The sequence below is a fragment of the uncultured Flavonifractor sp. genome (assembly GCF_944383115.1).
Classification (GTDB): Bacteria; Bacillota; Clostridia; order Oscillospirales; family Oscillospiraceae; genus Flavonifractor.
The window spans coordinates 14,369-35,007 of sequence record NZ_CALWOJ010000013.1; the positions used below are offsets into that span (position 1 = coordinate 14,369).

Consider the following 20,639-nt stretch of genomic DNA (forward strand, 5'->3'; position numbering starts at 1 on the left):
ATGGAGGTATTGCTCTTCGGCGGCACCGCCGAGGGCAGGGAGCTGGCCCGGTGGCTGCTGGATCAGAAGATCCCCACCCTGGTGTGCGTGGCCACCGACTACGGCGAGACCCTGCTCCCCGCTGGGGCGGAGGCCCATGTGGGGCGCATGGACCGGGGGGAGATGGAGGCTCTGATGACCGCCCGGCCCTTCACCCATGTGGTGGACGCCACCCACCCCTACGCCGTGGAGGTGACCGCCAACATCAAGACGGCGGCGGAAGGGGCCGGTCTGCCCCTCCTCCGGCTGGTGCGCCAGTCCGATGGGGAGGATTTGTGCCACAAGGCGGAAAACATGGCCGGGGCGGCGTATATGCTGGAGCGGCTGCCGGGCAACGTACTGCTCACCACCGGCAGCAAGGAGCTGGATGCCTTTGCCAAGCCCGGCCTGGTGGAGCGGTGCTATCCCCGGGTGCTGCCCACCCTGGACTCCCTGGATCGCTGCCTGAAGCTGGGTTTTTCGCCCAAAAACATCATCTGTATGCAGGGCCCCTTTTCCAAGGAACTGAATGTAGCCCTGCTGAAACAATATGACATCAAGACCCTGGTGACCAAGGACACCGGGGGCTACGGCGGGTTCCGGGAGAAGACGGAGGCCGCCCGGGAGGCGGGGTGCGCCCTGCTGGTGGTGGAGCGGCCCCGGGCTGAGACCGGGCTCACCCTGGAGGAGATCCAGGACAGGTTGAAGGAGGCACAGGCATGAAGGTCTATCTCGTGGGCGTGGGTATGGGCAATCCCGGCACCATGACGCTGGAGGCCCTGGAGGCGGTACAGAGCTGTCCCACCCTGGTGGGCGCCCCCCGGCTGCTGGAGCGTTTTCAGGAGAGCCACACCTGCGTTCCCCTCATCGCCTCCGCCGACATTGCCGAATACATCGAAAAGCAGCAGCAGGGGCCTGTGGGGGTGCTGCTCTCCGGGGACACCGGTTTCTACAGCGGGGCCAAAAAACTGTGGGCTCTGCTGGGGAACCATGAGGTGGTCACCATCCCCGGCATTTCATCCCTCAGCTACTTCTGCGCCAGGCTGCACACCAGCTGGCAGGACGTGAAGATCGTCAGCGCCCACGGCCGCAGTCACAACGTGGTGGGGGAGATCCAGCGCAACAGCCGTACCTTCGCCCTCACCGGCGGGGCCACTAAGGCGGAGGACATCTGCAAGGAGCTGACCCGCCGAGGCCTGGGCGGCGTGCAGGTGTCGGTGGGAGAGCGGCTGAGCTACTCCGACGAGCGCATTGTCACCGGTACCGCGGCGGAATTGGCGGAGCAGTCCTTTGCCGACCTGTCGGTGGTGCTGGCCGAGAATCCCGACCCGGTGGTGCGGCCCTTCAACTCCCCCGGCCTGCCCGACGGGGCCTTCCTCCGGGGAGACGTACCCATGACCAAGGAGGAGGTACGCACCCTGGCCATCACCAAGCTGCGGCTGGAGGAGGACAACGTGGTATGGGACGTGGGAGCCGGCACCGGCTCAGTGTCGGTGGAGTGCGCCCTGGCCTGCCCCGCCGGGCAGGTGTATGCCGTGGAGAAGAAGGAGGAGGCCCTGGCCCTGCTGGAAGAGAACAAGGCCCGGTTCCACACCGGCAATCTGGTGGTGGTCCCCGGTACCGCCCCGGCGGCCCTGGAGGATCTGCCCGCCCCCCACCGGGTCTTTCTGGGGGGCACCTCCGGGGAGCTGGAGGAGATTTTGCATCTCATCTTCCGGAAAAATCCCGCCGCCCGGGTGGTGTGTACCGCAGTCACCCTGGAGACAGTGGCTGAGGCCGCCCGGCTCTTTGCCTCCCTGGAGGGGGCGGATATGGTGCAGGTGTCCGCCACCCGCACCCGGCAGGCGGGCCGGTATCACCTGATGGACGCCCAGAACCCGGTGTGGATTTTCTCCGGGGAGGGACGTGTATGAGTACCCCCCGGTTGCTGCTGTGCGCCCCCGCCAGCGGAGGGGGCAAGACCACCGTGACCTGCGCCCTTTTGCAGGCCCTGGTGGATGGAAGAATCAATCCCGTGGCCTTCAAGTGTGGCCCCGACTACATTGACCCCATGTTCCACAGCAAGGTCATCGGGGCCAAGAGCCGCAATCTGGATCTGTTCTTCCTGGGGGAGGACAAAACCCGGTATCTGCTGGAGCGCGGCAGCGCCGGGGCAGGCCTGGCCCTCATCGAGGGGGTCATGGGCTACTACGACGGCATCGCCATGAGCCATGAGGCCAGCGCCTATCACCTGGCCAAAGCCACCCACACCCCGGCGGTGCTGGTGGCCGACGGCCGGGGCAGCGCCCTCACCCTGTCCGCCGTGATCCACGGCCTGAAAACCTTCCGGCCGGACAGCGGCATCCAGGGCGTGATTTTGAACCGGGTGTCCCCCATGCTCTACCCCCGGCTGAAGGAGTGTATCGAAGGGGAGACAGGTGTAAAGGTATATGGCTTTCTGCCACCTCTGCCCGACTGCGCGTTGGAGAGCCGACACCTGGGCCTGGTCACCGCCGACGAGGTGGCGGGCCTGAAGGAGAAGCTCCACAAGCTGGCCGCCCAGGCGGAGAAAACTATTGATCTGGACGGCCTGCTGGCCCTGGCCGCCTCCGCCCCCGACCTGAACGCCGGACCTCCGACCCTGCCGGAGCCGGTGGAGGGAGTGCCGGTGATCGCCGTGGCCCGGGACAAGGCCTTTTGCTTCTACTATGCCGACGGCCTGGAGCTGCTGGAGCAGCTGGGGGCCAGGCTGGTAGAATTCTCCCCCCTGGAGGATGAAAATCTGCCGAAAGGCGCCTGCGGGCTCTACCTGGGGGGCGGCTACCCGGAGCTGCTGGCGGAGCAGCTCAGTCAAAATACCGCCATGTTGTCTGCCATCCGGGATGCGGTGGCAAACGGCCTGCCCACCGTGGCTGAGTGCGGCGGCTTTTTGTATCTGCATGAAACCTTAGCGGATGCCAATGGAACTGATTGGCCTATGGCGGGGGTCATCCCCGGCAGGGCCTGGAATACCGGCAAGCTGGGCCGGTTCGGCTATGTGACCCTCACCGCCCGGACAAGCGGCCTGCTGTGTCGGGCGGGGGAAGAGCTGCCCGCCCACGAGTTCCACTACTGGGACAGCCAGCACCCCGGCGACAGCTTCCGGGCCCAGAAGCCGTTGAGCAATCGCGGGTGGGACTGCGGTGTTCATGCGCCTACGCTGTACGCCGGTTTTCCCCACTTTCATTTCTGGGCCAGAGTTGAGATGGCCCGCAATTTCGTGGCGGCGGCACGCCGCCGACAGGAGGCATTGCTATGACGCTGGAAGAAGTGATCCGTTCCATCACCCCCGCCGACCAGAACGCGGCGGCCCAGGCCAAGGCCCGCTGGGACTCCATTGCCAAGCCCCTGGGCAGCCTGGGTGCGCTGGAGAGCGCGGTGATCCGCATGGCGGCCATCACCGGCACCCCCAACGTGGATATCTCCCGCCGGGCGGTGGTGGTCATGTGCGCCGACAACGGCGTGGTGGCCGACGGGGTCACCCAGACCGGCCAGGAGGTCACCGCCATTGTGGCGGAGAATATGTCCACCGGCGATACCAGCGTGTGCGCCATGGGACGGGCCGCCGGGGTGGAGATCGTGCCGGTGGACATCGGCGTGGCCGTTCCTCTCCACGGGGAGCGGATCTTGCAGAAGAACATCCGCCGGGGTACCGCCAACCTGTCCCAGGGTCCCGCCATGACCCGGGAGGAGGCGGAGCGGGCCATCCTGGTGGGGGTGGAGGTGGCCCGCGACCTGTGTGCCAGCGGCGTACGCCTGCTGGGTACCGGCGAGATGGGCATTGGCAACACCACCACCTCCTCCGCCGTGGCCTCGGTATTTCTGGATCGTCCGCCGGTGGATATGACCGGCCGGGGGGCGGGATTGTCCAGCGAGGGTTTGGTGCGGAAGATCCGCGCTATCGAGCAGGGCATCGCCGTCAACAAGCCCGACCCCAGCGATCCGCTGGACGTCCTCCACAAGGTGGGCGGCCTGGACCTGGCGGGTCTGGCGGGGGTGTTCCTGGGCGGGGCCATGTGCCATGTGCCGGTGCTGGTGGACGGCTTTATCTCCTCGGTGGCCGCCCTCATTGCCGCCCGCATCTGTCCCACCTCTAAGGACTATATGCTGGGTTCCCACGCCTCCGACGAGCCGGCCAGCAAACTGGTGCTGGCCGACCTGGGTCTGGAACCTTTCCTCTACGCCGGTATGCGGCTGGGGGAGGGTACCGGCGCGGTGGCGGTGATGCCCCTGCTGGATATGGGCCTTGCGGTGTATCGGGAGATGACCACCTTTGAGGCCACGGATATTGAGGCGTACCAGCCCTTGACCTGAGACGGGCGACCATAAAGGTCGCCCCTACGAAATGGAGAATACGTTATGCTGATCTTAGTCTCCGGCGGGTCGGGCAGCGGCAAGTCGGAATTTGCCGAATCGCTGGTGACCGCCTCCGGACGGAAGAACAGAATTTACCTGGCCACCATGCGGGTATGGGACGCCGAGAGCGCCCGCCGGGTGGAGCGCCACCGGCAGATGCGCGCCGGTAAGGGGTTTGCCACGGTGGAATGCCCCGCGGGCCTGGAGCGGCGGGACGTGCCGGAGGGGGCTGCGGTGCTGCTGGAGGATCTGTCCAACCTGTGGGCCAATGAGTATTTCTCCCCGGAGGGGGGAGAAGGGGGCTTTGACCGGGTGCTGGCCGGGGTGGAGCAAGTGGCCGCACGGGCGGGGCTGTTGGTGGTGGTCACCAACGAACTGTGTTCCGACGGCATGGATTATGACCCGGCCACCCTGGCCTGGCTGGAGGGGCTGGCCGGTTTGAACCGGGCCATCGCCGCAAAAGCGGATCAGGTTTACGAAGTGGTGTGCGGTATCCCGGTGGCGTGGAAAGGAGAACGTGTGTGAAAAGTCTCATCATTGCCTTTGCCATGTACTCCAAACTGCCCATGCCCCGGGTGGAGTGGGAGAAGCGGGCCCTGTCCTGGGCCCTGTGCTTCTTTCCACTGGTGGGGGCGGTCATCGGCGCCGTGCTGTACGGCTGGATGGCCCTGGCACGGTATCTGGGCGTTGGCCCCGCCTTCTTTGCCGCCTTCGCCCTGCTCATCCCCATCGCCCTCAGCGGCGGCATCCACCTGGACGGGTTCTGCGACACCTGCGACGCCCTGTCCTCCCACCAGAGCAAGGAGCGCAAGCTGGAGATCCTGAAGGACTCCCACACCGGGGCCTTCGCCATCATCTGCTGCGCCCTCTATCTGCTGGTGTTCTTCGCCTGCTGGAGTGAAGTGGCGGCAACGGGACGGGCCGCCCTGGTACTGGCTCTGGGGCCTGCCCTCTCCCGCAGCCTGTCCGGCCTCTTTGCCGTTACGCTGCCCAACGCCAGGGGGACGGGCATGCTGGCCACCTTTACCGACACCATGGATACCGCCAAGGCCCGTGGCGTCATGGTGATCTGGGTGGTGGCCTGCGTGGCCGCCATGCTGTGGCTGGACCTGTGGACCGGCGGCGCCGCCCTGCTGGGGGCAGGACTGGCCTGCCTGTACTATCGGGTCATGAGCCAGCGGCAGTTTGGAGGGGTTACCGGCGATCTGGCCGGCTTTTTCCTCCAGCTGTGCGAGCTGGCTATGGTGCTGGCGGCGGTAGTTGCTCAGAAAATCGAGGTGCTGATATGATCCTCATCATCGGCGGTGCGGGCCAGGGCAAGCTGGACTATGTGCTGCGAAAAACGGGATATGGCCCCGACCAGGTGGCCCACACCCCGGAGGAAGCCAAACAAAAACCGGTTTTTGACGGACTGGAGCAGTGGCCCCACCTGGACGAGGGGGAATTGCTCGCCGCCAACCCGGAGATCATCCTCATCTGCGACGAGGTGGGGTGCGGCGTGGTACCGGTGGACCCGGCCCAGCGGGCCTGGCGGGAGGCCGTGGGGCGGCTGTGCTGCCGCCTGGCGGCCCGGGCAGGCCGGGTGGAGCGGGTCTTCTGCGGCCTGCCCATGACCCTGAAAGGAGAGACATCATGGAACTGATCCTCATCCGGCACGGCACCACCCAGGGCAACCTGGAGAAGCGGTTTGTAGGCGTGCTGGACGTGCCGCTGGCCCCCCAGGGGGAGGAACTGGCCCGGCGGGTGAGTCCCACCCTGCCCCGAGTGGAGCATATTTACCGCAGCCCGCTGCTGCGGTGCCGTCAGACAGCTCAGTTGCTGTGGCCGGACACGGAAATGACGGTGATCCAAGGGCTGCGGGAGACCGACTTCGGCCCCTTTGAGGGGAAGAACCACCAGGAGCTGAAGGACGACCCCCTGTACCAGGCCTGGATCGGCCAGGGCGACCGGCTGAACTTTGCCGCCATGCCGGTGGGTGAGACCGCCCAGCAGGTGGTGGAGCGGGTGTCTGCCGCCCTGGCAGAGCTGGTGAAAGACGCCGCTGCCCACGGCTATGAGCGGGTGGGCGTGGTGTCCCACGGCGGGGCGCTGATGGGCTTGCTGTCCAAGTATGGCCGCCCGGAGCGGGAGTATTACGACTGGATGTGCCCCAACTGCGGCGGGTTTCGGATGGCGCTGGACCCGGACACTCTGGAGCTGACCGTGCTGGAGGAATACAAAGGATGAACTGGTGGATCGGCCATCTGACAGCCCTGCTCATCGGTTTCTGCCTGGATCTGCTGCTGGGGGACCCCCACTGGGCCCCCCATCCGGTGCGGGCCATCGGCGCCCTCATCTCGGCGCTGGAGAAGCTGCTGCGGAAGCTCTTCCCCAAGTCTCACGGTGGTGAGCTGGCAGGGGGCGTGGTGCTGGTGGTCTTCACCCTGACCATCCCCACGGTTCTGACGGTGCTGCTGCTGTGGGGGTGCCGGCTGATCAATCCCTGGCTGGCCCTGGGGGTGGAGAGCGTGCTGTGCTATCAGCTGCTGGCCACCAGGTCCCTGGCCGCCGAGAGCCGCAAGGTATACGATGCCCTGAAAACCGGGGATCTGGACAAGGCCCGGTATGCCGTGTCCATGATCGTGGGCCGGGATACCGCCGCCCTGGATGAGGCCGGCGTGGCCCGGGCCGCGGTGGAGACGGTGGCGGAAAACGCCTCCGACGGGGTAATCGCCCCCCTCATCTTCCTGGCCATCGGCGGCGCCCCATTGGGGATGTTCTATAAGGCCGCCAATACGATGGACTCCATGGTGGGCTATAAGAACGACAAATACCTGTACTTCGGCCGGGCGGCGGCCAAGTGGGACGATGTACTCAACTTCATCCCCGCCCGGATCGCCGGAGTCCTCATGTGCCTGGGGGGCGCGGCGGCGGGATACGACGGGAAGAACGCCTGGCGCATCTTCCGGCGGGACCGGAAGAACCACAAGTCCCCCAACTCCGCCCACACCGAGGCCGCCTGTGCCGGCGCTCTCCAGCTCCGGCTGGCGGGGCCCAACTGGTACTTCGGCAAGCTGGTGGAGAAGCCCTACATTGGGGACGATCAGCGGCCCATTGAGCCTCTGGATATCCTGCGCTCCGGCCGGATCTTATACGCCACCGCCTTTTTTGCCCTGCTGCTCTTCTGCGGGGTGCCCCTGCTGATTTTATTGTTCCCCTGAGGGCGGATGCCTACAAGGTCTACGAAAAGGAGCGTTGTTATGCCAGTCTACACCCACGGCGGGGATATCCGCACCGCCCAGGCCGCCTACGGCGGGGCGGTCCTGGACTTTTCCGCCAACCTGAACCCTCTGGGGATGCCTGCCGCTGTGCGGGAGGCCGCCCGGCAGGCGGCGGACCAGTCGGCCCCCTATCCCGACCCACTGTGCCGGGATTTGCGGCAGGCCATTGCCGCCCACGATGGGGTGGGGGAGGAGCAGGTGGTGTGCGGCAATGGGGCCGCCGACCTGATCTTCCGGCTGGCCTTTGCGCTGAGACCCCGAAAGGCTCTGGTCACTGCCCCCACCTTCTCCGAGTATGAGCAGGCCCTCGCCTGCGTGGGCTGTGAGGTGGCGCGGTACGCCCTGGATCAGAACAAAAACTTCGACCTGGATGCGGGCTTCCTGGATGCCATCGGGCCGGATGTGAATCTGGTGTTCCTCTGTACCCCCAATAACCCCACCGGGCGACTGATCGGTGAGGATCTGCTGCTGGCCATCGCCCGGCGGTGCGGTGCGGTAGGCGCGGTGCTGGCGGTGGACGAGTGCTTCCTGCCTCTGGCCGCCGGTGGGCCGGGGCTGGCCCCCTGGCTGGAGGACTACCCCAACCTGGTGCTGCTGCGGGCCTTCACCAAGAGCTACGCTATGGCGGGGCTGCGGCTGGGCTACTGCCTGACGGCCAACCGGGGGCTGCGGGAGGCCCTGGGTAAATTCGCCCAGCCCTGGAGCGTCTCCACCCCCGCCCAGGCGGCGGGCGTGGCCGCCCTCACCCGCTGCCCCCACTGGGCGGCGGAGGGGCGTACCCTGGTGGAGGAAGCCCGGCCCAAGCTGTCCGCCGGGCTGGAGCAGGCGGGCTGCACCGTGGTTCCCGGACAGGCCAATTACCTCCTGTTCCAGCTGCCCGGCGTGGCAGATCTGAAAGAGAGACTGCTGGCGCGTGGCGTGCTGATCCGCTCCTGCGCCAACTACCACGGCCTGGGCCCGGACTGGTACCGGGTGTGTATCCGGAGCGAGAGAGAAAACCAGCGGCTGCTGGCCGCCCTCAGGGAGGTGCTGTAATGGCAAAAGCGATCATGATTCAGGGTACCGCCTCCAATGCCGGCAAGTCCCTGCTGGCGGCGGGGCTGTGCCGTATCTTCAAACAGGACGGCTACAAGGTGGCCCCCTTCAAGTCCCAGAACATGGCCCTCAACTCCGCCATCACCCCCGACGGGCTGGAGATGGGCCGCGCCCAGGTCATGCAGGCCGAGGCGGCGGGGGTGGCTCCCGACGTGCGGATGAACCCCATCCTCCTCAAGCCCACCAGCGACGTGGGCTCCCAGGTCATCGTCAACGGGATTCCCCGGGGTACTATGAAGGCGGGAGATTACTTTAAGTATAAGAAAAATCTCGTTCCCGACGTGATGGAGGCCTATTCCTCCCTGGCGGCGGAGTATGATATCATCGTCATCGAGGGGGCGGGCAGCCCGGCGGAGATCAACCTGAAAGAGGATGATATCGTCAACATGGGCATGGCCCGCATGGCAAAGGCCCCCGTGCTGCTGTGCGGCGACATCGACCGGGGAGGTGTGTTCGCCTCCCTCTACGGCACGGTGAAGCTGCTCTCCCCCGATGAGCAGGACCTGATAAAGGGCCTCATCATCAACAAGTTCCGGGGGGATGTGGAGATACTCCGCCCCGGCCTCACCCAGCTGGAGGAACTGGCGGGCAAGCCGGTGTTGGGCGTGGTACCCATGCTGGAGGTGGACGTGGACGACGAGGACTCCCTGTCCGCCCGATTGTCCAGATCCGATAAAGTGGGCCTGGTGGACATGGCGGTGATCCGCCTGCCCCGGCTCAGCAATTTTACCGATTTCAACCCCCTGGAGCGGATGGAGGAGGTCTCCCTCCGCTATGTGGGGAGCGCGGGAGAGCTGGGCCACCCCGACCTCATCATCCTGCCCGGCACCAAGAATACGATGGACGATCTGCGCTGGCTGCGACAGAGCGGCCTGGAAAGCGCCATTTTGAAGCACGCCGCCAAAGGCGGCGCGGTGGTGGGCATCTGCGGCGGCTATCAGATGCTGGGCCGTACCGTCTCCGACCCGGACGGGGTGGAGGGGGGTGGCACCCTGGCAGGGCTGGGCCTGCTGCCCGCCCAGACCGTGTTCCAGGGGGAGAAGACCCGAACCCGGGTGGCCGGTACCTTTGCCGCCCCCGAGGGTATCTTCTCCCAACTGGCGGGCGTGGCCTTTGAGGGCTACGAGATCCACATGGGGAAAACCCAGTGCGACGCCCCGCCGCTGGTGAGCTTTACCACCCAGACCGGGGAGGCACACACCGACGGCCTCAGCAACCGCAACGTGTGGGGCTGCTACGTCCACGGCATCTTTGACAAGGCCGGCGTGGCCGAGGCCCTTGTGAACGCCCTGATGAAGGCCAAGGGTCTGGAGGGCCAGGCTGCCAGCGTGGACTGGCAGGAGTATGCCCAGCGGCAGTATGACAAGCTGGCGGACGGCCTGCGCGCCAGTCTGGACATGGAGCGGATCTACCGCATCCTGAACGGGGAGGAATGACCCATGAAAAAAATCGAGTTGCAGCGGGTGGCTCCCGCCGACATTGAGGCCAGAAGTATGGAGATCATTGGGGAGGAACTGGGCGACCGGGTATTCCCCGCCGACCAGCTGCCCATCATCAAGCGGGCCATCCACACCAGCGCCGACTTTGACTATGCCGACAATCTGGTGTTTTCCCCCGGCGCGGTGGCGGCGGGTATCGCCGCCATCAAGGGGGGCTGCACCATCGTCACCGACACCCAGATGGCCTTCTCCGGGGTCAACAAGAAGGTGCTGGAGAAGTTTGGCGGGAAAGCGGTGTGCTTTATGTCCGACCCCGACGTGGCGGCCGAAGCCAAGGAGCGGGGGGAGACCCGCGCCACGGTGTCGATGGAGCGGGCGGCCCGTCTGGAAGGCCCTCTGGTGCTGGCCATCGGCAACGCCCCCACCGCCCTGGTGCGGGCCTGTGAGCTGATGGAGGAGGGCAAAATGGCCCCCGCCCTGGTCATCGGGGCGCCGGTGGGATTTGTGAACGTGGTGGAGAGCAAGGAACTGCTGCTCACCATGAATGTGTCTCACATCGTGGCCCGGGGGCGCAAGGGGGGCAGCAACATTGCCGCCGCCATCTGCAACGCCCTGTTATACCAGGCCAGCAACAACGCACGGGAGTGAAAGATATGAAACCACAAGCCCTTCTGGCGGTGTCCTTCGGCACCAGCCACCGGGACACCCTGGAAAAGACCATTGCCGCCATCGAGAAGGCCCTGGCCGCCGCCTTTCCGGCGCGCACCCTCCGCCGGGCCTTCACCAGCGGCATGATTTTAAGAAAGCTGGAGCGGGAGGGCACCCACATCGACGACGTGCCCGCCGCCCTGGAGAAGCTGGCGGCGGAGGGGTACACCGACGTGCTGGTCCAGCCCACCCACATCATGAACGGCGACGAGTACGACAAAATGATGGCCCAGGCCGCCCCCTTTGAAGGCCGATTTGAGAAGCTGGCCTTCGGCCGGCCTCTGCTCACCGAGACGGGAGACTACCTGGACGCGGCGGGGGCCCTGATTTCCGACCTGCCCCAGCCTCAGACCGGCAAGGCCATCCTCTATATGGGCCACGGCACCGAGCATTTTGCCAACTCCTGCTACGCCTTGCTGGAATATGTGTTCCACGACCTGGGCCGGAAGGATGTGGTCATCGGCACGGTGGAGGGCTACCCCGGCTTTGGGGAGGCGGTGCGCCGTATCAAAGAATTGGGAGCCACAAAAGTGGAGCTGCGGCCCCTGATGATCGTGGCGGGGGATCACGCCAAGAACGACCTGGCGGGGGAGGAGGAGGACTCCTGGAAGTCCCTGCTGGAGCGGGAGGGATACGCCGTTACCTGCGTACTCCAAGGGCTGGGGGAGTTCCCCAGCATCCAGGCCCTCTTTGTCAAGCACGCCAAAGAAGGGGAACAACTCCAGGCGTAAGCCTGTTTGAAATAAAGAAATGGATCGGGAAAAGGGAAGTCGGGTGGAACTCCCGCGCAGTCCCGCTGCCGTAAGAGAAGAGCCGCCACGCACCATGTCACTGGGGAGACCTGGGAAGACGCACGGCGGCAGAGAGGCTCAAGCCGGAAAACCTTGCCCGGACCGGAAACCACCCACCTACGAGTGATAGGAAAGGATGAAACGACTATGAGGACTGTAACTGCCAACAAAACCGTCCGCGCCGCGGCGGTGCTGGCGGCGCTGCTGGGTCTGATGACCATGAGCGCCTCCGCCATGCACATTGCCGAGGGTATGCTGCCCGTACCCTGGGCCATCGGCTGGGGCGCGGTGTGCGTGCCCTTCGTGGTGGCCGGCTTTTTCTCCATCAAGAAGAAGATCGATCAGGCCCCCAGGGCCAAGATCCTGCTGGCCATGTGCGGCGCCTTTGCCTTCGTGCTGTCGGCGCTGAAGATCCCCTCGGTGTCCGGCTCCTGCTCCCATCCCACCGGTGTGGGCCTGGGGGCCATCCTGTTCGGCCCCCTCACCATGACGGTGCTGGGGCTCATCGTGCTGCTCTTCCAGGCCCTGCTGCTGGCCCACGGCGGCCTCACTACCCTGGGCGCCAACGTCTTTTCCATGGCCATTGCCGGGCCCATCCTGTCCTGGCTGGTCTACAAGCTGCTGCGGAAGACCAAGGCCCCCGCTGCCGTGGCGGTGTTCGCCGCCGCCGCCTTGGGCGACCTGTTCACCTATGTGGTCACCTCGGTGCAGCTGGGGGTCATCAACGGCGGCATGGTGAAGTTCCTCACCATCTTTGCCGTCACCCAGATCCCTCTGGCTATTGCCGAGGGCCTGCTCACGGTGGTGATCTTCAACGTGCTGGAGAAGTACAGCAAGACCGAGCTGCATGAGCTGCAGGTGCTGTAAGGAGGGGACGGATATGAAAGTTTGGCAGAAAAATTTGATTTTGATCCTGTTGGTGGCGGTCATTGCCGCTGTACCCCTGTGGCTGCTGCCCGACGCCGAGTTCGGCGGGGCGGACGGCCAGGCCGAGGAGGCCATTACCGAACTCAATCCCGACTATGAGCCTTGGTTTGAGCCTATCCTGGAGCCCGCCAGCGGCGAGGTGGAGTCCATGCTCTTTGCCCTCCAGGCTGCCATTGGCGCGGGCGTGGTGGGCTTTGTGCTGGGCCGCATCACCAAAAAGCCGGATCGGAAAGCGGAGGGGCAAGGCTGATATGGGCACCGACCGCTACGCCTATCAGTCCTGCCTGCGGCGGGTGTCGCCGCTGCCCAAGCTGCTGCTGACGGTGGTGGCCCTGGTGATCTGCCTGTGCTGCGACAGCGTGGCGGTGGGCATTGCCACCCTGATTTTGATGGGGGTACTCATCACCGCCCTGGGGGGACTGTCCCCCAGGGTGTACCTCCATTTTCTCAAAGTGCCCCTGATCTTCCTGGTCATCGGCTGCCTCACCATTGTGGCGGGGGCCTATCCCGCCGGTACGGCGGTGGTGGCCGCCATTCCGGTGGGGGACAGCCTGTGGGGCTTCACCGCCGACGGCCTGTGGCTGGGCGGGCGCATCTTCTGTAAGGCCCTGGGGGCGGTGGGGTGTATGTATTTTCTGGCCCTCAACACCCCGGTCACCGATCTGACCATGGCGTTGGGAAAGCTCCATGTGCCAAAGCTGCTGGTGGAGCTGATGGAGCTGATCTACCGCTTCATTTTCGTGCTGGCGGAGACGGCGGCCAACATCCGTACTGCCCAGGACTCCCGGCTGGGTTACCGCGGCTTCCGCCGGTCGGTGTCCTCCCTGGGCATGCTGGCTTCCATGGTGTTTCTGCGGGCGTGGCGGAAGGCGGAGCGGATCTATACCGCCCTGGAGTCCCGGGGCTATACCGGCGGCCTGACCACTCTGAATGACGCCTACCGTCCGGGGTGGGGGCTGCTCCCCCTGGCCGTCCTGACGGCGGCGGGGCAGATTGCCATTTGGTTTGTGGAAGGGAGGCTGCTGGGATGAAGGCCATCCAGGCGGAAGATCTCTGTTATACCTATGAGGACGGCACCGTGGCCCTGGACCACATCACCTTCGCCGCGGAACAGGGCAAGGTCACCGGCATCCTGGGGGCCAACGGGGCGGGCAAGTCCACCCTGTTTCTCAGCCTCAACGGGGTACTTACCCCCAGGAGCGGCAAGGTGCTGCTGGGCGGACAGCCGGTGCGCTATGACAAGAAGGGCCTGCTGGAGCTGCGCCGCCGGGTGGGTATCGTATTTCAGGACCCGGACGACCAGCTCTTTTCCGCCGACGTGTACCGGGACGTGTCCTTCGGCGGGGTGAACCTGGGCCTGCCGGCGGAGGAGGTCCGCCGCCGGGTGGAGGACGCCCTGGAACGTACCGGGGTGTCCCATCTGCGGGACAAACCCACCCACGCCCTGTCCTACGGCCAGAAGAAGCGGGTGGCCATCGCCGGAGTGCTGGTGATGGAGCCGGAGGTACTGATTCTGGATGAGCCCACCGCCGGCCTGGATCCCCAGGGGGTGAGCGACATCATGAAGCTGCTCACTCGCCTGCGGGACGAATTGGGCATGACGGTACTCATCGCCACCCACGACATGGATATCGTACCCCTGTACTGCGACTACGCCTACCTGCTGGGGGGCGGCAAGGTGCTGATGGAGGGTACGCCGGAGCAGCTCTTTGCCGACCCGGCGGCCCTGCGGGCCAATCATCTCCGTCTGCCCCGCATCGCCCACCTGATGGAGGTACTGCGGGATGTGGACGGCCTGGACGCCGACCGGTCCGCCGCCACCATCGGGGCGGCCCGGCGGGAGATCCTGCGCATGCTGAAGGAGGAAAACCAATGAGAGGAATGTTGTACGGCGTGGGGATTGGCCCCGGCGATCCGGAACTGATCACCATAAAGGCCCAGCGCATCATCCGCCAGGCAGCGGTGCTGGCTGTGCCCGACCCAGGCCGGGGGGAAAAGACCGCCCTCAATATCGTGGGTGAGCTGGCCGACGGCAAGGAGCTGCTCACCTGCGAGGCCCCTATGGTGCGGGATCACGCCGCCCTGGACGGGGCCTATGAGCGCAACGCCGACTTGGTATGCGCCGCCCTGGACGGGGGCAAGGACGTGGCCTTCATCACCCTGGGGGACCCCACGGTGTACTCCACCTACCTCTACCTCCATAAAAAAGTGGTGGCCCGGGGATACGACGCCCAGATCATCCCCGGGGTCCCCTCCTTCTGCGCCGTGGCCGCCAAGCTGAACATGGCCCTGTGCGAGAAGAGCGAGCGGCTGCTCATTGTCCCCGCCTCCCATAAGGACGTGTCCGACTGCCTGGACCTGGACGCCAACCTGGTGTTCATGAAGGCGGGCAAGGAAATTGGCGCTTTGAAGGAGACCCTGGCCGCCCACGGCCTGCTGGACAAGGCCTCCCTGGTAGCCAACTGCGGCATGGAGGGGGAACTGGTGTGCCCCCGCTTTGCCGACCTGGAGGAAGGCAGCGGCTACTTCTCGGTGGTGCTGGTGAAAAAGGGGGGGCAGGCGTGAAGCTCATCATGACCGGCCTGGACTGGCACCGCGCCCCCATCGACCTGCGGGAACAGCTGTCCTTTACCCGCAACCAGGTGCTGGAGCTGGACCGCCGCCTGTCCCGCCGGGAAGGGGTGGCGGGCTGCGTGCTGCTGTCCACCTGCAACCGCACCGAGCTGTACCTGTCCTGCGGGGAGGGGCCGCTGCCCGACCCCGGGCGGCTGCTGTGCTATGAGGCGGGGGTGGAGTACGCCCCCTTTGAGGCCGCCTTTGTCACCCGGACGGGGGAGGAGGCGGCCCGCCACCTGATGGAGGTGGCCGGCGGCCTGCGCTCCCAGATCTGGGGGGAGGATCAGATCGTCACCCAGGTGAAGGGCGCCGTCCAGGCTGCCCGGGAGGTGGGGACGGCGGACGGGATGCTGGAGACCCTGTTCCGCAATGCCGCCGCCGCCGGTAAGGAGATCAAAACCAAGGTGCGCTTCATTGGGGTACCCCGTTCGGCGGCCCGGTCGGCGGTGGACAAGCTGGGCGCCCATCTGGGAGGCCTGAGGGGCCGGAAGGCCCTGGTCATCGGAAACGGGGAGATGAGCCGTCTGGCCGCCTCCCTCCTTTACGAGGCGGGATGTGCCGTCACCGTGACCCTGCGCAGCTATCACCACGGGGAGACGGTGGTGCCCGCCGGGTGCGCCGTCACCCCCTACGAGGCCCGTTATGAAGCGATGGAGGGGATGGATCTGGTACTCTCCGCCACCACCAGCCCCCACTACACCGTGACGGCCTGGGAGCTGGCCGAGCTGTCCCGGCCGCCCAGGGTGCTGGCCGACCTGGCCATCCCCCGGGACATCGAGCCCCAGGTGGCTACCCTGCCCGGCTTTACCCTCTACAATGTGGACGATCTGGGGGTGGATACCAGCCGGGAACTTCCGCCGGAGGCGGCGGCCATTGTGGAAAAGTATCTGGACCGGCTGAACCAGTGGGAGAACTACAAAAACTGCCTGCCCGGCCTGGAGCGGGTGAAGCAGGCGGTAGCCGCCCGGGTGTTGTCCACCGACCTGGAAGGGCCGGAGGCCCGGGAACTGGTGGAGCTGGCGGTGAGCCGGGCGGTGGATCTGCTCTCCGGCGGGCTGAAGGACAACCTGACCCCGGAGGATCTGGAGCGGTGCGCCGCCAAGATCGAAGTACACACCGCAGCCAAGCCCCGGTGGGCTGTGCCGGGGGAGAAACACCTGCGGTTCCCTCTGTTCGTTGACCTGATGGGGAAACGGGCGGTGGTCATCGGCGGCGGCGCGGTGGCCTGCCGTCGGGCGGAGGTACTCTCCCGGTTTGGCGCGGAGGTCACCGTCATCGCCCCCAGATGTAAACCCCTGGACGGGTGCATACAGTGGGAGAGGCGGCCCTACGCCCCCGGCGATCTGGCCGGGGCGGAGCTGGCCGTGGCTGCCACCGACTGCCGGGAGGTCAACCGCGCCGTGGGGGAGGAGGCCAGGGCCCTGGGTATCCCCGTCAGCGTGGCCGACGCCCCGGAGGAGTGTACCTTCTTTTTCCCCGCCGTCTGCACCGGGGACAACATTGTGGCCGGAGTGGCCGGGCGGGGAGACGACCACGCCCGCACCGCCCGGGCCGCCAAGGCCATCCGGGCCGTACTGGAGGGATTGGAATGAAGACCATACGCTTGGGCAGCCGGGAGAGCAAGCTGGCTGTCATTCAGTCGGAGCTGGTGATGGAGGCCATTCGCGCCCATCATTCGGAGATCACCCTGGAGCTGGTGACCATGAAGACCACCGGCGACAAGATCCTGGACCGCACCCTGGACAAGATCGGCGGCAAGGGCCTCTTTGTCAAAGAACTGGACGCCGCCCTGCTGGACGGTCGGGTGGATCTGACGGTACACTCCTGCAAGGACCTGCCTATGGAGGAGGACCCGGCCGTTCCTCTGGCGGGCTTCTCCCAGCGGGAGGACCCCCGGGACGTGCTGGTGCTGCCCCAGGGGGCGACGGAACTGGACCCCGCCAAGCCCATCGGCTGCGCCTCCGCCCGGCGGGCGGTGCAGCTCAAGGCCCTGTTCCCCCACATGGCGGTGGCTCCGGTGCGGGGCAATGTGCTGACCCGGCTGCGCAAGCTGGACGAGGGCCAGTACTCCGCCCTGGTGCTGGCAGCTGCCGGTCTGAAACGGCTGGGTCTGGAGGAGCGCATCACCCGGTATTTCACCGTGGAGGAGATGATCCCGGCGGCGGGGCAGGGCATTCTGGCTCTCCAGACCCGGGCCGGGGAGGATCTGAGCTATCTCAGCGGCGTGGTGGATGAGGCGGGTACCCTGTGCGCCCGGGCCGAGCGGGCCTTTGTCCGGGCGTTGGACGGGGGCTGCTCCGCCCCCATCGCCGCCCATGCCGTCATTGAGGGGGAAACCATCACCCTCACCGGCCTCTATGTGGACGAGGCCGGGCAGGTGTTCCGGGACCGGATCTCCGGCCCCAGGGCGCAGGGTACATCGCTGGCGGAGACGCTGGCAAACCGCATGAAGGAGGGAAGTCCATGCCTGGAAAAGTGACGCTGGTGGGAGCAGGCCCGGGCGACCCCGGCCTGCTGACCCGGAAGGGGTTGGAGGCCCTCCGGAAAGCGGAGGTGGTGGTGTACGACCGGCTGGTCAGCCCCGCCATCCTGGCCCTGATGCCCGAGCAATCGGAACAGATCGACGTGGGCAAGCAGGCCTCCCGCCACCCGGTACCCCAGGACCAGATCAACCAGATCCTGCTGGACAAGGCCCTGGAGGGCAAGAACGTGGTGCGCCTCAAGGGGGGCGACCCCTTCCTCTTCGGCCGGGGGGGCGAGGAGCTGGAGCTACTGGCCCAGCACGGCGTTCCTTTTGAGGAGGTACCCGGTATCACCTCCGCCATTTCCGCCCCCGCCTACGGGGGCATCCCGGTGACCCACCGGGACTGCTGCTCCTCCCTCCACATCGTCACCGGCCACCAGCGGGCGGGGAAGGAGCTGGACATCGACTTTGAGGCCCTGGTGCGCACCCGCGGCACCCTGGTCTTTTTGATGGGAGTGTCCGCCCTGCCCCAAATCTGCAAGGGCCTGCTGGACGCGGGCATGGAGCCCACCATGCCTGCCGCCGTGGTGGAGCGGGGCACCACCCCCGCCCAGCGGCGCATTTCCGCCACCCTGGGCACTCTGCCCGCCGTGGCGGAGGAGGCCAGGGTGGAGAGCCCCGCCGTCATTGTGGTGGGCAAGGTATGCGCCCTGGCGGAGGACTTCGACTGGTTTGACAAGCTGCCCCTGAAGGGGAAACGGGTGGTGGTCACAAGACCCCGGGAGCGGGCGGGCACCCTATCCGCCCGGCTGCGCGCCCTGGGGGCCGATGTGTGGGAGTACCCCTGCATTGCCACCGTGCCCCTGAATCCCTGTCCCGCTGTAGACAATGCAATGGAGCGGCTTTGTGACTATGAGTGGCTGGCCCTTACCAGCCCCGCCGGGGTGGAGGCCCTGTGGAACTGGCTGGAGGGCCACGGCAAGGACACCCGTGCCCTGGGAGGGGTGAAGCTGGCCGCCATCGGCCCCGGCACCGCCCGCGCCCTGGCCGCCCACGGCTTGCGGCCCGACTATGTGCCGGAGGTGTACGACGCCTCCCACCTGGGAGAAGGCTTGCCCGCCACCGGCAAGGTACTGGCCCTCCGGGCGGAGGAGGGCTCCCCCGCCTTGACAGAGGGGCTGGCAAGGCGTAACATTGCCTGTGACGACGTGGCCAGCTACCGCACGGTATATGACAATCCCCGCTCTCAGCAGCTGCGGGCGGCGGTGGAGGGGACGGAGGGCCTGCTGGTGACCTTTACCTCCGCTTCTACCGTGAAGGGCTTCGTCTCCTCCGTGGGGGAGGACGCAAACTTCTCCCGTATGGTGGGCATGTGCATCGGGGCTCAGACTGCCAACCAAGCGCAGAAGTATGGCATTCCGGTGCGGGTGGCCCGTGAGGCCACCATGGACGCACTGGTGGAATTGATAACAGAAGGTGTTTGATATGGAACTGATCCAACGGCCCCGCCGCCTGCGGGGCAATGACGCGGTGCGCCGCCTGTGCCGGGAGACCCGCATGTCCCCCGACAGCCTGATCTACCCCATCTTTGTGGACGAGACCCTCCAGGGGGTGCGGCCCATCGAGGCCCTGCCCGGCCAGAATCACTATGGCATCGACAGCGTGTGCCAGGCGGTGGAGGAGTGCCTGGCTGCCGGGGTGAATCACTGCATCCTCTTCGGCCTGCCCGCCCATAAGGACGCCATTGGCTCCTCCGCCTGGGATGAGAACGGCGTGGTGCAGCAGGCCATCCGGGCCATCAAGGCCAAATATCCCGACTTCTATGTCATCACCGACGTGTGCATGTGCGAGTACACCGACCACGGCCACTGCGGCATCCTCCGGGGCCATGAGGTGGACAACGACCAGACCCTGGAGGTGCTGGCCAAGACTGCCCTGTCCCACGTCCAGGCTGGAGCCGACATGGTGGCTCCCTCCGACATGATGGACGGCCGTGTGGCCGCCATCCGGGCCATCCTGGATGAACACGGCTATCAGACCACCCCCATCATGGCCTACTCCGCCAAGTATGCCTCCGCCTTCTACGGACCCTTCCGGTCTGCGGCAGGTTCCGCCCCCTCCTTCGGGGACCGGAAAGGCTACCAGATGGACCCCCACAACCGGAAGGAGGCCCTGAAGGAGTGCGCCCTGGACATTGAGGAGGGGGCCGACATCATCATGGTCAAGCCCGCCCTCAGCTATCTGGATGTGATCCGGGAATGCTCCGACGCCTACGACCTGCCCATGTGCGCCTACTCCGTGTCCGGTGAGTACGCTATGATCAAGGCCACTGCCGCCGCGGGGCTCATCGACGAGTACCGCATCATGTGCGAGTCCGCCCTGTCCGTGTTCCGGGCGGGCGCCAACATGCTCATTACCTACTACGCCAAGGAACTGGCTCAGGCCATTCAGAAAGGGGACATCGGCTGATGGGACGCTCGGAAGAACTGTTTGAGCAGGCCGTCAAGGTACTGCCCGGCGGGGTCAACTCCCCGGTGCGGGCCTACCGGGCGGTGGGCATGGCCCCCCGTTTCATCACCCGGGCCGACGGCCCCTTCATCTGGGACGAGGACGGCCGGAAGTATATCGACTACGTCTGCTCCTGGGGCCCCATGATCCTGGGCCACAACCACCCGGTGATCCGGGAGGCGGTGGAGAAGGCCGTGAAGGACGGCCTGTCCTTCGGCGCCCCCACCCGCCGGGAGGTGGAGATTGCCCAGCTCATGGTGGAGCTGGTGCCGGGCATCGAGATGGTGCGCATGGTCAACTCGGGTACCGAGGCGGTGATGTCCGCCGTCCGGCTGGCCCGTGGGGCCACCGGCCGGGACAAGATCATCAAGTTTGAGGGCTGCTACCACGGCCACTCCGACTGCCTGCTGGTGAACGCCGGCTCCTCCGCCCTGGCGGG

23 protein-coding genes and 1 riboswitch are annotated in these 20,639 nt (G+C 66.2%); all 23 genes read left to right on the top strand.

Features of this window, described 5'->3' with window-relative positions; translation table 11 throughout:
* Complete coding sequence (gene cobK, locus Q0K43_RS02885) at positions 1-741, top strand: precorrin-6A reductase (RefSeq protein WP_297289066.1); 741 nt, start codon at positions 1-3, stop codon at positions 739-741.
* Entirely contained in the window at positions 738-1,931 is a 1,194-nt protein-coding gene (gene cbiE / locus Q0K43_RS02890) for a precorrin-6y C5,15-methyltransferase (decarboxylating) subunit CbiE (protein ID WP_297289067.1), read from the top strand. The genes cobK and cbiE overlap by 4 nt, the downstream gene beginning before the upstream one ends.
* Positions 1,928-3,295 (top strand): cobyrinate a,c-diamide synthase, encoded by a 1,368-nt coding sequence (locus Q0K43_RS02895; protein ID WP_297289068.1) that lies wholly within the window; start codon positions 1,928-1,930, stop codon positions 3,293-3,295. Before cbiE ends, Q0K43_RS02895 begins: the two co-directional genes overlap by 4 nt.
* On the top strand, positions 3,292-4,350 hold the full coding sequence (cobT, locus tag Q0K43_RS02900; RefSeq protein WP_297289069.1) for a nicotinate-nucleotide--dimethylbenzimidazole phosphoribosyltransferase: 1,059 nt from the start codon (positions 3,292-3,294) through the stop codon (positions 4,348-4,350). The genes Q0K43_RS02895 and cobT overlap by 4 nt, the downstream gene beginning before the upstream one ends.
* 45 nt (positions 4,351-4,395) lie before the next feature.
* Positions 4,396-4,917 (top strand): bifunctional adenosylcobinamide kinase/adenosylcobinamide-phosphate guanylyltransferase, encoded by a 522-nt coding sequence (locus tag Q0K43_RS02905; RefSeq protein ID WP_297289070.1) that lies wholly within the window; start codon positions 4,396-4,398, stop codon positions 4,915-4,917.
* Complete coding sequence (cobS, locus tag Q0K43_RS02910) at positions 4,914-5,681, top strand: adenosylcobinamide-GDP ribazoletransferase (RefSeq protein ID WP_297289071.1); 768 nt, start codon at positions 4,914-4,916, stop codon at positions 5,679-5,681. The genes Q0K43_RS02905 and cobS overlap by 4 nt, the downstream gene beginning before the upstream one ends.
* Complete coding sequence (locus tag Q0K43_RS02915) at positions 5,678-6,034, top strand: bifunctional adenosylcobinamide kinase/adenosylcobinamide-phosphate guanylyltransferase (RefSeq protein WP_297289072.1); 357 nt, start codon at positions 5,678-5,680, stop codon at positions 6,032-6,034. The genes cobS and Q0K43_RS02915 overlap by 4 nt, the downstream gene beginning before the upstream one ends.
* Positions 6,025-6,618, top strand: a complete 594-nt coding sequence (locus tag Q0K43_RS02920; protein ID WP_297289073.1) for a histidine phosphatase family protein — start codon at positions 6,025-6,027, stop codon at positions 6,616-6,618. Before Q0K43_RS02915 ends, Q0K43_RS02920 begins: the two co-directional genes overlap by 10 nt.
* Entirely contained in the window at positions 6,615-7,592 is a 978-nt protein-coding gene (gene cbiB, locus Q0K43_RS02925) for an adenosylcobinamide-phosphate synthase CbiB (RefSeq protein WP_297289074.1), read from the top strand. The genes Q0K43_RS02920 and cbiB overlap by 4 nt, the downstream gene beginning before the upstream one ends.
* A 39-nt stretch (positions 7,593-7,631) precedes the next feature.
* Positions 7,632-8,687: a threonine-phosphate decarboxylase CobD gene (cobD, locus tag Q0K43_RS02930; protein WP_297289075.1), complete on the top strand. Its 1,056-nt coding sequence runs from the start codon at positions 7,632-7,634 to the stop codon at positions 8,685-8,687.
* Positions 8,687-10,183 carry a cobyric acid synthase gene (locus tag Q0K43_RS02935; protein WP_297289076.1) on the top strand — a complete coding sequence of 499 codons (1,497 nt, stop codon included), beginning with the start codon at positions 8,687-8,689 and terminating at the stop codon, positions 10,181-10,183. Before cobD ends, Q0K43_RS02935 begins: the two co-directional genes overlap by 1 nt.
* Before the next feature lie 3 nt (positions 10,184-10,186).
* A complete protein-coding gene (locus Q0K43_RS02940) occupies positions 10,187-10,834 on the top strand; it encodes a precorrin-8X methylmutase (RefSeq protein ID WP_297289077.1) in 648 nt (215 codons plus the stop codon).
* 5 nt (positions 10,835-10,839) lie between these two features.
* Positions 10,840-11,625 (top strand): sirohydrochlorin cobaltochelatase, encoded by a 786-nt coding sequence (locus Q0K43_RS02945; RefSeq protein WP_297289078.1) that lies wholly within the window; start codon positions 10,840-10,842, stop codon positions 11,623-11,625.
* Positions 11,612-11,801: riboswitch (cobalamin riboswitch) on the top strand. Its footprint overlaps the gene before it by 14 nt.
* A gap of 31 nt (positions 11,802-11,832) precedes the next feature.
* Positions 11,833-12,552: an energy-coupling factor ABC transporter permease gene (locus tag Q0K43_RS02950; protein WP_297289079.1), complete on the top strand. Its 720-nt coding sequence runs from the start codon at positions 11,833-11,835 to the stop codon at positions 12,550-12,552.
* 13 nt (positions 12,553-12,565) lie between these two features.
* Entirely contained in the window at positions 12,566-12,862 is a 297-nt protein-coding gene (locus Q0K43_RS02955) for an energy-coupling factor ABC transporter substrate-binding protein (RefSeq protein ID WP_297289080.1), read from the top strand.
* 1 nt (position 12,863) lies between these two features.
* Positions 12,864-13,643, top strand: a complete 780-nt coding sequence (cbiQ, locus tag Q0K43_RS02960; protein WP_297289081.1) for a cobalt ECF transporter T component CbiQ — start codon at positions 12,864-12,866, stop codon at positions 13,641-13,643.
* Complete coding sequence (locus tag Q0K43_RS02965) at positions 13,640-14,488, top strand: ATP-binding cassette domain-containing protein (RefSeq protein WP_297289082.1); 849 nt, start codon at positions 13,640-13,642, stop codon at positions 14,486-14,488. The genes cbiQ and Q0K43_RS02965 overlap by 4 nt, the downstream gene beginning before the upstream one ends.
* Positions 14,485-15,177: a precorrin-2 C(20)-methyltransferase gene (gene cobI, locus Q0K43_RS02970; protein WP_297289083.1), complete on the top strand. Its 693-nt coding sequence runs from the start codon at positions 14,485-14,487 to the stop codon at positions 15,175-15,177. The genes Q0K43_RS02965 and cobI overlap by 4 nt, the downstream gene beginning before the upstream one ends.
* Positions 15,174-16,820 carry an NAD(P)-dependent oxidoreductase gene (locus Q0K43_RS02975; protein ID WP_297289084.1) on the top strand — a complete coding sequence of 549 codons (1,647 nt, stop codon included), beginning with the start codon at positions 15,174-15,176 and terminating at the stop codon, positions 16,818-16,820. Before cobI ends, Q0K43_RS02975 begins: the two co-directional genes overlap by 4 nt.
* Positions 16,817-17,707, top strand: a complete 891-nt coding sequence (hemC, locus tag Q0K43_RS02980; RefSeq protein ID WP_297289085.1) for a hydroxymethylbilane synthase — start codon at positions 16,817-16,819, stop codon at positions 17,705-17,707. Before Q0K43_RS02975 ends, hemC begins: the two co-directional genes overlap by 4 nt.
* Positions 17,692-19,176: a uroporphyrinogen-III C-methyltransferase gene (cobA, locus tag Q0K43_RS02985; protein ID WP_297289086.1), complete on the top strand. Its 1,485-nt coding sequence runs from the start codon at positions 17,692-17,694 to the stop codon at positions 19,174-19,176. The genes hemC and cobA overlap by 16 nt, the downstream gene beginning before the upstream one ends.
* A 1-nt stretch (position 19,177) precedes the next feature.
* The gene (gene hemB / locus Q0K43_RS02990) at positions 19,178-20,161 is read left to right on the top strand and encodes a porphobilinogen synthase (protein WP_297289087.1); all 984 of its coding nucleotides are present in this window, start codon (positions 19,178-19,180) and stop codon (positions 20,159-20,161) included.
* Positions 20,161-20,639: aminotransferase class III-fold pyridoxal phosphate-dependent enzyme (locus Q0K43_RS02995; RefSeq protein WP_297289088.1), on the top strand; the 479-nt coding region annotated here is incomplete at its 3' end. The genes hemB and Q0K43_RS02995, both read left to right, overlap by 1 nt.

Coding starts and splice junctions, on each gene's coding strand:
- cobT (WP_297289069.1), top strand. CDS start 3,292: ATGACGCTGGAAGAAGTGATCCGTTCCATCACCCCCGCCGACCAGAAC.
- cbiE (WP_297289067.1), top strand. CDS start 738: ATGAAGGTCTATCTCGTGGGCGTGGGTATGGGCAATCCCGGCACCATG.
- hemC (WP_297289085.1), top strand. CDS start 16,817: ATGAAGACCATACGCTTGGGCAGCCGGGAGAGCAAGCTGGCTGTCATT.
- Q0K43_RS02955 (WP_297289080.1), top strand. CDS start 12,566: ATGAAAGTTTGGCAGAAAAATTTGATTTTGATCCTGTTGGTGGCGGTC.
- cobA (WP_297289086.1), top strand. CDS start 17,692: ATGCCTGGAAAAGTGACGCTGGTGGGAGCAGGCCCGGGCGACCCCGGC.
- cbiQ (WP_297289081.1), top strand. CDS start 12,864: ATGGGCACCGACCGCTACGCCTATCAGTCCTGCCTGCGGCGGGTGTCG.
- Q0K43_RS02905 (WP_297289070.1), top strand. CDS start 4,396: ATGCTGATCTTAGTCTCCGGCGGGTCGGGCAGCGGCAAGTCGGAATTT.
- Q0K43_RS02965 (WP_297289082.1), top strand. CDS start 13,640: ATGAAGGCCATCCAGGCGGAAGATCTCTGTTATACCTATGAGGACGGC.
- Q0K43_RS02935 (WP_297289076.1), top strand. CDS start 8,687: ATGGCAAAAGCGATCATGATTCAGGGTACCGCCTCCAATGCCGGCAAG.
- Q0K43_RS02950 (WP_297289079.1), top strand. CDS start 11,833: ATGAGGACTGTAACTGCCAACAAAACCGTCCGCGCCGCGGCGGTGCTG.
- cbiB (WP_297289074.1), top strand. CDS start 6,615: ATGAACTGGTGGATCGGCCATCTGACAGCCCTGCTCATCGGTTTCTGC.
- Q0K43_RS02920 (WP_297289073.1), top strand. CDS start 6,025: ATGGAACTGATCCTCATCCGGCACGGCACCACCCAGGGCAACCTGGAG.
- Q0K43_RS02895 (WP_297289068.1), top strand. CDS start 1,928: ATGAGTACCCCCCGGTTGCTGCTGTGCGCCCCCGCCAGCGGAGGGGGC.
- cobD (WP_297289075.1), top strand. CDS start 7,632: ATGCCAGTCTACACCCACGGCGGGGATATCCGCACCGCCCAGGCCGCC.
- Q0K43_RS02940 (WP_297289077.1), top strand. CDS start 10,187: ATGAAAAAAATCGAGTTGCAGCGGGTGGCTCCCGCCGACATTGAGGCC.
- cobK (WP_297289066.1), top strand. CDS start 1: ATGGAGGTATTGCTCTTCGGCGGCACCGCCGAGGGCAGGGAGCTGGCC.
- Q0K43_RS02915 (WP_297289072.1), top strand. CDS start 5,678: ATGATCCTCATCATCGGCGGTGCGGGCCAGGGCAAGCTGGACTATGTG.
- Q0K43_RS02945 (WP_297289078.1), top strand. CDS start 10,840: ATGAAACCACAAGCCCTTCTGGCGGTGTCCTTCGGCACCAGCCACCGG.
- hemB (WP_297289087.1), top strand. CDS start 19,178: ATGGAACTGATCCAACGGCCCCGCCGCCTGCGGGGCAATGACGCGGTG.
- cobI (WP_297289083.1), top strand. CDS start 14,485: ATGAGAGGAATGTTGTACGGCGTGGGGATTGGCCCCGGCGATCCGGAA.